Raw genomic sequence first — 7,937 nt, 5'->3', positions numbered from 1 at the left:
TTGCATATCAGGGCCACAAAAGCCCAGTGTCGCGGGATGGAGCAGCCCGGTAGCTCGTCAGGCTCATAACCTGAAGGTCGTAGGTTCAAATCCTACTCCCGCAACCAACACACACACAAACACACACACGCCGCCTCGGATCATTCCCAAGGCGGCTTTTCTGTGTCCGGAAATCATCGCACCCGCTCGCCCCGCACCTTCGCCGTGCCGAACAGCCCCATCCTGCACTTGCCGCTCACGCTGTCGCCGGCAAAGACCAGCGCATATTTAAGCGTGATCGCCATCGGCCTGGTCACCTTCATCTCCCAGCGGACCTGATCGCCGCTCACCGTCCCGGCAAAATCCTGCGAGCCCTGATCCGCCTCCAGCCGCCCGGTCACCCGGTCGCCCGAAACTTCGAAATGCGCCACCATCGGCTGCGGCCCCATCGGCGTCGCCAGCACCAGCTTCCATGCGCCGTCGATGCCCACCGGGGCGGCCGGCACGACAGGCGGGGGAGAGGGGGCTGCCGGGGCAGGGACATCGACCTCCGGCGCCAGATGATCGGGATGGAAGCGACTGACCGGACGTTCGGGCCAGGGCTGCCCTTCGATCACGGTCATCAGCTTGTCCGGCGTCAGCGGCAGGTCCACCGGTACCTCGCCAAACGGCGCCAGCGCATCGGCGATCGCATTGACCAGGGTCGGCGGGCCGATGATGCAGCCGCCCTCGCCAACGCCGCGAAAGCCGCCTTCGGCCTGCGACGGCGTATCGGCATGGACATATTCGAAATCGGGCACGTCGAAGATCGTCGGCAGCGCATAATCCTTGAAGGTCGCGGCCGTCGGATTGCCCTGCGCATCGCGCGCGGCATCCTCTAGCAACACGCTGCCGATCGCCTGGGCCAGGCCACCGGCAATCTGGCCCTCGACCACGGCGGGGTTGATCATCACCCCGCAATCCTCGCTGCTGACCCAGCGCCGGATCGTCACGAACCCGGTGTCGGCATCGACCTCGACGATGCAGGCATGGGCCGCGCTGGTGAAGGTCATGGGCGGCGGATCATAGCGATATTGCGCTTCCAGCCCCGTCTCCATGCCCGGCGGCAATCGCCCCGGCTCGCCATAGGCGATCTCGGCAATTTCGCGCAGCGTTCGCCGCATCTCCGGCGCGCCGGCGACATGGACCATCCCGTCGGACAGGCTGATCGCCTCCGGACTGGCGTTGAGCAGATGGGCGGCCACCACCTTCACCTTGTCTGCCAGCAGGCGCCCGGCCCGGATCGCCGCGCCGCCGCCGATCACCCCCTGCCGGCTGCCGCCCGCGCCGGGGCCGAAGCCGCCGCGCGAACTGTCGCCGTCGAAGATGGTGACGTCCTCGATTGGCACGCCCAGCTGATCGGCGATGCACTGCGCCATCGTCGTCTGGGTGCCATGGCCCTGCGAATGGACGCTCATCACCGCGACCACCCGCCCGGTCGGCTCGATCCGCAGCTGCGCCAGTTCGCCGGTCATCACCGCGATGCTGCCGGCCGCGCCGGTCGGCTCGATATAGGCGGCGAGGCCAAGGCCCAGATAGCGCCCCTGCGCCCGCGCCGCCGCCTGTTCCGCGCGGAAGGCGGGCACGTCCACCACCTCCAGCAGCTTTTCCAGACATTGCGCCGGCGTGATGTCCTCGCGCGGGATGCCGAGCGGCGTGACAGACGGCTGGTCGGCAGCGGTGCAGAGGTTGCGGCGACGGATTTCGATCGGATCGATGCCGATCTGCCGCGCCGCCCGGTCGAGCAAGGTCTCGCGCGCCAGCGTCTCGATCGCCCAGGGGCCACGATAGGCGGCCAGCCCCGGCGTATTGCTGTACCAGCCGCGCGATACGAAGCTGTAGGCGGGGATATTATAGGCCGCCCACAGGAACATATGGACCGCGATATTGGCGTCCGCCCCCATCGGATAGGCGCCATTGTTGAGCGCATAATCGGCATGGCTGGCGATCAGCCGCCCGTCCGTGTCGAAGGCGGCGCGCAATGTCATTTCCTGCTCGCGCGCCTGGTTGGCGGCGGTCAGATTCTCGATCCGGTCCTCGATCCACTTGACCGGCCGGCGCAGCAGCATGGCGGCAAGGATGGCGGACACCTCCTCCATCCAGGGATGGTTCTTGAGGCCGAAGGAGCCACCGACATCCTTGGCAATCACCCGCACGCTCAGCCCCGGCCGGTCGAGCGCCAGGGTCAGCCAGCGCGCCACCAGTTGCGGCCCGGCGCAGGTGATATGGACCAGCAATTCGCTCTCGCCCTGCAGGCTTGCCACCACGCCGCGCGTCTCCATCGGCGACTGGGCGATGCGCTGATGGCGGATCGACTGGCTGACCAGATGCGGCGCGCCCGCCAGCAGCGCCTCCAGCGCGGCATCGGCGTCCTCCTCGCCCATCAGCGCGGCGACATTGTCGTCGGTGTCGGGATGCACCCGTGGGCCAAGGCGCGCATCGTCCAGCGTGACGACAGCCGCTTCCTCGGCATAATCGACCACCACCAGGCTGGCGGCATCCTCGGCCAGATAGCGGTCGTCGGCGATCACCAGCGCGACCGGCTGGCCGACATAGGCGACCCGCCCGTCCGCCAGCGGCGTCATCGCCACCTCCACCGGGCCAAGGAAGAAGCTCAGCATGGTGACGCCGAATGGCGCGAGATCCGCCTGGGTTAGCACCGCATGGATGCCGGGCTGGGCACGCGCGACATCGGTATCGATCGACCGGATCGTGCCGCGCGCGATCGGGCTGCGGACGAAGGCGGCGTGCAGCATGCCGGGCAGGATGATATCGTCGACGAAGCTGCCGCGCCCGGTCAGCAGCCGGCCATCCTCCTTGCGCGGCACGCGCTGGCCGATGAAGCGCTGCGCGGAAATCGGCGGCGCATTCATGGCGTGCCATCCTTCGCCGCCAGTTGCCGGATCGCGCGGCGTATCCCCTGATAGCCGGTGCAGCGGCACAGATGACCGGACATGGCCTCGGTCATCGCCGCTTCGTCGGGCCGGGCGCCGTCTGCCCGCAATGCGGCCAGGGTCATGACGATGCCGGGTGTGCAGAAACCGCATTGCAGGCCGTGGTTATCCTTGAGCGCCTGCTGCACCGGGTGGAGCGTGCCGTCGACCGCCGCCAGCCCCTCGACCGTGGTCAGGCTGCATCCATCGGCCTGCACCGCCAGCATCAGGCAGGATCGCACCGCGCGCCCGTCAACGATGATGGTGCAGGCGCCGCACACCCCCTGTTCGCAGCCGACATGCACGCCGGTATAGCCCGCCGCCTCGCGCAGCCAGTCGCTCAGCATCCGCCGCCCGTCCACCAGCCCGCTATGCTGCTGGCCGTTCACCGTCATCGAAATGCGGTGCTCGCTCATGCCGCCAGCCTCCGGTCGAGCGCCTGCGCCAGGCTGCTGGCGAAGATGCGCCGGCCGACGCTGCGCCGATAGGCGGCGCTGGCATGGCTGTCGTCAAACGGCGCGCTGTCGGCGATCGCCAGATCGGCAATGGCCTGCACATCGATCCGGTCGATCGCCTGGCCGATCAGCGCCTGCTCTGCCTGCCGCGCGCGCATCGGTGTCGGTCCCATGCCGAACCAGGCGATGCCCGCCCGCTCAATCCGTCCCTCCACGATCGCCAGCGCGCCGACTAGCCCGACCAGCGCGAAATCGCCGGGCCGCCGCGCCACTTCACGGAACAGCGGCACCGCATCCGCCGGCCAGGCGGGATAATCGATCGCCACCAGCATCTTGTCCGGCGCGATCGCGGTCGCATAGGGACCAAGATAGAGGTCGGCGGCGGCCATGGTCCGCGCGCCGCGCACCGACCGCAGGGTCATGGAGGCACCCAGCGCCACCGCCGTCGCCGGCATTTCCGCTGCCGGTTCACCCAGCGCGATCGACCCGCCGATCGTCCCGCGATTGCGGGTCTGGTGATGGCCGACATGGGCGAGCGCCGTGACGAAGACGGGCAAGGCCCGCGCCAGCAGCGGATTGGCCAGCGCGTCGGCCTGCCGCGTCGCCGCGCCGATCCGCAGGCCGCCGACATGGGGGGCGACGCCCTGCAATTCGGGCAGATGGCCGATGTCGATCAGGATGAAGGGCTGGCTCATGCGCAGCGCCAGCAACGGCATCAGCGTCTGGCCGCCCGCCAGCAATTGCGCGCCGCCGCCCGCTTCCGCCAGCAGCGCGCAGCCATGGTCGATGCTGGTGGCGCGGACATAGTCGAACGGCGCGGGCTTCATCGCCGCCCCCTGCGCCCGGCCTCGAACCCGGCCAGCGCCGTCACCGCCAGCAACAGGCCGATCGCTACCATGCCGGTGCCCGCCACGCCGCTGCGCTCCAGCAGCACCCCGGTCGCCAGCGCCAGCAATAGCGCGATGATCCAGCCCCAGGGATGGCCGCCCGTCGATGGCGGAGCCTGCACCGGCGCCGTCACCACCGCGACCGGACCATCCTCCGCCGGCACGGTGCCGCTGCTGACTACCGCATTGAAGTTGCGGAAAAATTGCCCCGCCAACTGCTTCGCCGTCGCGTCGATGATCGGCCCACCCAGTTGCGCCAGCCGGCCGCCGACCTCGGCCTCGACCGCATAGGACAGGCGCGTGGCCAGGCCATCGGCGGCCAGCGTCACCTTCGCGCCGCCCCTGGCATGCCCCACCGTGCCGCCCTGGCCTTCGCCGCTGATGCGATAACCATTGGGGGCGTCGATCTCCGACAGGGTGACGGTGCCGGCAAAGCGCGCGCCGATCGGCCCGATCTTCACCGCGATTTCGGCCCGCAGCCGGTCTTCGCCGTCGCGTTCCAGCGACTGGCAGCCGGGAATGCACTGGCGCAGCACCGCCGGATCATTGAGCGCCTGCCATACCGCGTCGCGCGGCGCGGCGATCCGCTCCTCGCCGGTCATCCGCATCAGAAGCGCGCCGCCGTCGGTGTGTCGGTGTCGGGCTTGCGCGTGCCCAGCGCCTCGCGCGCGGTGGCGCGCAGATAGGACCAGATATTGTGGATCTGCGCCTTGCCCAGCGGGAAGCGCGGCATGCCCCGTTCGGCCAGCGCGCCTTCCTGCACCACCTGGTAGAAATTCTCCTCCGACAGCGACAGGGCGGATTCGCGCAGGTCCGGCCCCGGTGCGCCGGCGCCCTTGAACGCCATGCCGTGGCAGGCGCCGCAGATGAAACCCATCTCCTTGCCCGCGGCCACCGCCTTTTCGTCCAGCACGATGCCGGGATCGTCGAGCGCATGGACCGCCATGTCGCGCGGGGGCGATGGCGCCAGCCGCGCCTTGCCGCCGATCGCGAAGCTCAGCAGCCGGCGGGGCTGGGCGCCATATTTCCAGCCGACATTCAATATCTCGCTCGCCGCCGCCGTGGTGCCGCCCCAGCCGGCCAGCAGCGACACATATTGGGTGTCGCCGATGGCATAGCTCATCGGCGCGCCGATGATCCCCAGCCCCGCGTTGAAGCGCCACATTTCCTTGCCGCTCGCTGCGTCATGGGCGCGGACATAGCCGTCGGCGGTCCCCTGGAACACCAGCCCGCCGGCCGTCGCCAGCGTCCCGCCATTCCACAGATGGGGTCGCGCCATGCGCCAGCGCGCCTTCTGCGCCACCGGATCCCACGCCAGCAACGCACCGGTCAGGTCATCCTTGTCGCGCTTTTGCGTGATGAAGCTGGCGCTGGCCCCGGTGATGCTGGCCAGGAATCCCTTGTCCGCCTTTGCGTAGCGGGCGCCGGCCTGCATATAGGGGATATAGGCCAGCCCCGTCTGCGGGCTGTAGCTCATCGCCTGCCAGTTATGGCTGCCCAATGTGCTGGGATAGATGTCGACCGGCCCTTCCTGATAATGGGCGTTGGCGGTTTCCACCGGGCGTCCCGTGGTCATGTCGATATGGCTGGCCCAGCTCACCTTGCCGACCTTCTCGGCGGAGATGAGTTTTCCGGTCTCGCGGTCCAGCACATAGAAGAAGCCGTTGGTCGGCTGCTGCATCAGCACTTTGCGCGGCCGGCCGTCGATCGTCACCGTCGCGGCGATCATGTTGGCCGTCGCCTTGTAATCCCAGCTTTCGCGGGGGTTCTGCTGATAATGCCAGATATATTGGCCGCTATCGGCGTCCAGCGCGACGATCGAGGCGACGAACAGATTGTCGCCGCCGCCCGGACTGCGCTTTTCCGGATCATAGGGGCCGGCATTGCCGACGCCCAGATAGATGCGGTTGAGATCCGGGTCGAAGGTCATGCCGTTCCACACCGTACCGCCGGTGCCGGTCTTCCAATAGGAACCGTTCCAGCTCCTGGCTGCCTTTTCCATCACCGGGTCGCCGGCATTCTGCTCCGGGCTGCCCGGCACCGTCCAGAAGCGCCAGACCTGCGCCCCCGTTTTCTGGTCATAGGCGGTGACGAAGCCGCGCTGGCCGATGTCGGCGCCGCCATTGCCGATGATGACCTTGCCGTTGAAGGTGCGCGGCGCGCCGGTCAGGCTGTGCATGGTGCCGGGCGGCAGCGTGTTGACGCTCCAGGCGACCGCGCCGGTCCTGGCATCCAGCGCGATCAGCCGGCCGTCGAGCACGCCGATGAAGATGCGGCCATTGTCGTAAGCGACACCGCGATTGACGCCCATGCCCATCGCCTGTCGGGTCGGATTGACCTTCCAGATTTCCGGATCATATTTCCAGATCAGCCTGCCGCTCGCCCCGTCGACGGCATAGACCGCGCCATAGCTGCCACTGAAATAGAGGATGCCGTTCACCGCCAGCGGGGTCGCCTCCAGCGATACCTCGCCCTCCAGGTCGAGCGACCAGGCCAGGCCCAGCTTGCGGATATTGGCGGTGTTGATCGCGCTCAGCTGGCTATAGCCGCTCTCGTCGGCGCTGCCGCCGACGCCCGGCCAGTCGGCCCCCGTGCCGGTCTGCATCGCCTGCTGCGCCACCAGCCCCGCGGCAGACGCCGCCAGCGCCAGTCCCGCCACCGTCCGCACCAGAAACAGCCCGCGCGTCCCCCGCATCCGCTCTCTCCCGTCCTGCCCGCTTGCCGCGAAGCCTGTTTGACTGAACAGGTGTTTAGTTTTTGTCGATCAGCCGGTCAAGCAGGCGCAAGTCATCGCCCGCGGGCATCGCCCCGGTGCTGTCATCATCGCTGTCAATTTTGCCCTGTCGGGATCAATCCGCGCTGGGGGCAAAGCGGGCGCGGGTCGATTGCGCCGCCTTGCGCGCTTCCTCGACCGCGGCCTCCTCGGTCGCGAACAGCAGATGGTCGATCACCGCCGCCAGATGGCCGCGCATCGCCGCCCGCGCCGCCGCCGGATCGCGCGCCCGGATCGCCTGGGCGATGACGCGATGCTCCTCGACCACCGGCGTCACCTTGGCGGCACGGGCCTTGGCGAGCAGCAGCCGCGATTCCGGCGCGCTCGCCCGCATTTCCCACAGCCGCGCGACACTGTCGACCAGCGCCGCGTTGCGCGTCGCCTGCGCGATCAGCATGTGAAACTGCTGGTCGACGGCATAGGCATCGCCATCGCGCAGATTCTCGCTGGCGATCTGTTCGACCAGCCGGTCCAGCTCGTCCAGCTCGTCCGGCCGGGCATGGAGCGCCGCCAGCGCTGCCGCCTCGCCTTCGATCGCCAGTCGCGCCTCCATCAGTTCGAAGGCGGTGATGCTGAACCGGGGCGCCTCGGCCGCCTGGCGATCGGCGCCGGGAATCCGCACCACATAGGCGCCCGATCCGACCCGCACCTCGACCAGTCCCTGCACCTCCAGCGCGATGATCGCTTCGCGCACGGTCGGGCGGCTGACGTCATGCTCGATCGCCAGCTCGCGCTCGGGCGGCAGCCGGTCGCCCACGGCATAGCGGCCACCCGCCAGGTCCGCGAGCAACCGCCGGGCGAGTTGCTGATAAAGGCGGCTGCCATCGCCGACGTCCGGCAGGGTCTGGGAAGAACTGGTCATGTCAGCCCC

The 7,937-nt window shown here is 68.8% G+C and carries 6 protein-coding genes and 1 tRNA gene; 1 reads left to right on the top strand and 6 read right to left on the bottom strand.

Annotated features, from left to right (window positions below):
- Positions 1 to 30 precede the first annotated feature (30 nt).
- Positions 31 to 107: transfer RNA gene (locus tag AC13EK_RS22385), tRNA-Met, on the top strand.
- Positions 108 to 173: 66 nt separating this feature from the next.
- Here the strand turns inward: AC13EK_RS22385 and AC13EK_RS22380 are convergent.
- From AC13EK_RS22380 to AC13EK_RS22355, 6 genes are all read right to left on the bottom strand, one after another.
- Positions 174 to 2,891: a xanthine dehydrogenase family protein molybdopterin-binding subunit gene (locus AC13EK_RS22380; protein WP_277788455.1), complete on the bottom strand. Its 2,718-nt coding sequence runs from the start codon at positions 2,889 to 2,891 to the stop codon at positions 174 to 176.
- Positions 2,888 to 3,367: a (2Fe-2S)-binding protein gene (locus AC13EK_RS22375; RefSeq protein ID WP_069336451.1), complete on the bottom strand. Its 480-nt coding sequence runs from the start codon at positions 3,365 to 3,367 to the stop codon at positions 2,888 to 2,890. Before AC13EK_RS22375 ends, AC13EK_RS22380 begins: the two co-directional genes overlap by 4 nt.
- On the bottom strand, positions 3,364 to 4,233 hold the full coding sequence (locus AC13EK_RS22370; RefSeq protein WP_069336450.1) for an FAD binding domain-containing protein: 870 nt from the start codon (positions 4,231 to 4,233) through the stop codon (positions 3,364 to 3,366). The genes AC13EK_RS22375 and AC13EK_RS22370 overlap by 4 nt, the downstream gene beginning before the upstream one ends.
- A complete protein-coding gene (locus AC13EK_RS22365) occupies positions 4,230 to 4,901 on the bottom strand; it encodes an SRPBCC family protein (protein WP_069336449.1) in 672 nt (223 codons plus the stop codon). The genes AC13EK_RS22370 and AC13EK_RS22365 overlap by 4 nt, the downstream gene beginning before the upstream one ends.
- The gene (locus AC13EK_RS22360) at positions 4,901 to 6,988 is read right to left on the bottom strand and encodes a PQQ-dependent dehydrogenase, methanol/ethanol family (RefSeq protein WP_483022389.1); all 2,088 of its coding nucleotides are present in this window, start codon (positions 6,986 to 6,988) and stop codon (positions 4,901 to 4,903) included. Before AC13EK_RS22360 ends, AC13EK_RS22365 begins: the two co-directional genes overlap by 1 nt.
- A 154-nt stretch (positions 6,989 to 7,142) precedes the next feature.
- On the bottom strand, positions 7,143 to 7,928 hold the full coding sequence (locus AC13EK_RS22355) for a FadR/GntR family transcriptional regulator (protein WP_069336447.1): 786 nt from the start codon (positions 7,926 to 7,928) through the stop codon (positions 7,143 to 7,145).
- Positions 7,929 to 7,937: the final 9 nt, after the last annotated feature.

It is taken from the genome of Sphingobium sp. L-44, from assembly GCF_056859495.1.
Note: the sequence above shows the minus strand (reverse complement) of the source record. Positions and strands in the feature narration are given on the sequence as shown.

Excerpts from the sequence above, each read along its gene's own strand:
- AC13EK_RS22355 (WP_069336447.1), bottom strand. The coding sequence starts at position 7,928 with ATGACCAGTTCTTCCCAGACCCTGCCGGACGTCGGCGATGGCAGCCGC.
- AC13EK_RS22370 (WP_069336450.1), bottom strand. The coding sequence starts at position 4,233 with ATGAAGCCCGCGCCGTTCGACTATGTCCGCGCCACCAGCATCGACCAT.
- AC13EK_RS22380 (WP_277788455.1), bottom strand. The coding sequence starts at position 2,891 with ATGAATGCGCCGCCGATTTCCGCGCAGCGCTTCATCGGCCAGCGCGTG.
- AC13EK_RS22360 (WP_483022389.1), bottom strand. The coding sequence starts at position 6,988 with ATGCGGGGGACGCGCGGGCTGTTTCTGGTGCGGACGGTGGCGGGACTG.
- AC13EK_RS22375 (WP_069336451.1), bottom strand. The coding sequence starts at position 3,367 with ATGAGCGAGCACCGCATTTCGATGACGGTGAACGGCCAGCAGCATAGC.
- AC13EK_RS22365 (WP_069336449.1), bottom strand. The coding sequence starts at position 4,901 with ATGCGGATGACCGGCGAGGAGCGGATCGCCGCGCCGCGCGACGCGGTA.